This is a genomic window from Dolichospermum circinale AWQC131C (assembly GCF_000426905.1).
In the GTDB taxonomy this organism is placed as follows: domain Bacteria; phylum Cyanobacteriota; class Cyanobacteriia; order Cyanobacteriales; family Nostocaceae; genus Dolichospermum; species Dolichospermum circinale.
The window spans coordinates 3,161-4,566 of the sequence record NZ_KE384640.1 but is presented as its reverse complement, the minus strand read 5'-3'; the positions used below and the strand labels follow the sequence as shown (position 1 = coordinate 4,566).

The following is a 1,406-nucleotide window of genomic DNA, read 5'->3' as shown; positions in this document are numbered from 1 at the left end:
TGAACCTGATGATAATGAAGTTTGGAATAACCGGGGTAATTCCCTACATGAATTAGAAAAATATGAAGAAGCGATCGCATCTTACGATAAAGCTATTACTATTGAACCCGACTATCATCTAGCTTGGAATAACCGGGGTAATTCCCTATATGAATTAGAAAAATACGAAGAAGCGATCGCATCTTTTGATACAGCTATTGCTATTAAACCTGACGATCATGAAGTTTGGTATAACAGAGGTCTTCTCCTATATAAGTTCCAAATTGACAGAGAAGCGATCGCATCTTTTGATAAAGCAATTGCCATCAACCCTGACTGCTATGAAGCTTGGTGTTACAGAGGTCTTCTCCTATGTAAGTTACAAATTTATGGAGAAGCGATCGCATCTTTTGGTAAAGCAATTGCCATCAATCCTGACTACTATGAAGCTTGGCATTACATGGGTTCAGCACTACATGAATTAGAAGGGTATGAAAAATCTATTTCATGTTACGATAAAGCTATTGCTATTAAACCTGACTATCATGATGCTTGGTATAGCCGGGGTAACTGCCTAAATGAATTAGAAAAATATGAAGAAGCGATCGCATCTTACGATAAAGCCATTGCTATTAAATCTGACTATGATTATGCTTGGAATAACCGGGGTTTGTGCCTAGAGAATTTACAAAGATATGAAGAAGCACTAAAATGTTATGAAAAGGCAATTAGCATTCAACCAGATGATCAACTTTATATCAATAATCGCAATGATTTATTAAGGCAATTGGGGCGTTTAAATTAGTAAATTATGCTTGTAAAGGATTAGCAAAAATAACAATTAATGGCAAATAACACTTAATAGATAACATAGTTTATTAAAATCAAAACACAAAGATGCAAAAATAATGATGGAATTTGAATTTGATGCAAACAAAAGTGCAACAAATAAAACTAAACATAACATTGATTTTATTGAAGCACAAAAACTTTGGAGAGATACGCATCTAGTAGAAGTAACCGCAAACACAACCGATGAACCCAGATTTTTAGTTATTGGCAAGATAGCTGATAAACATTGGTCAGCAGTTATTACCTATCGTAGTGATAAAATAAGAATTATTTCTGTTCGTCGTTCTCGTACTGAAGAGGTAAATATTTATGAAAGCTGAAGAATTTGATACTAAATTTGACAATGGTGAAGATATTACTGAGTTTTTAGACTTATCTCAAGTCCATCATCCAAGGTATACACAAAAAAGAGTTAATATTGATTTTCCTGTTTGGATGATAGAAGCTTTAGAACAGGAAGCAAAACGTTTAGGCGTGACTTCTGATTCTATTATTAAATTGTGGCTTGCTGAACGTCTGGATAAAAAAGTGATTACCAATTAGTTATTCCCTGCCAATCAAGCTGATATTTAATT

General features: G+C 33.8%; 3 protein-coding genes. All 3 read left to right on the top strand.

Annotated elements, in window-relative coordinates; translation table 11 throughout:
* The coding region (locus ACIR131C_RS23265) for a tetratricopeptide repeat protein (RefSeq protein ID WP_155963184.1) at positions 1 to 784 on the top strand (784 nt) is incomplete at its 5' end.
* A 103-nt stretch (positions 785 to 887) separates the two neighbouring features.
* A complete protein-coding gene (locus ACIR131C_RS0118025; protein WP_028091317.1) occupies positions 888 to 1,151 on the top strand; it encodes a BrnT family toxin in 264 nt (87 codons plus the stop codon).
* Complete coding sequence (gene brnA / locus ACIR131C_RS0118020) at positions 1,141 to 1,374, top strand: type II toxin-antitoxin system BrnA family antitoxin (protein ID WP_028091316.1); 234 nt, start codon at positions 1,141 to 1,143, stop codon at positions 1,372 to 1,374. Before ACIR131C_RS0118025 ends, brnA begins: the two co-directional genes overlap by 11 nt.
* Positions 1,375 to 1,406: the final 32 nt, after the last annotated feature.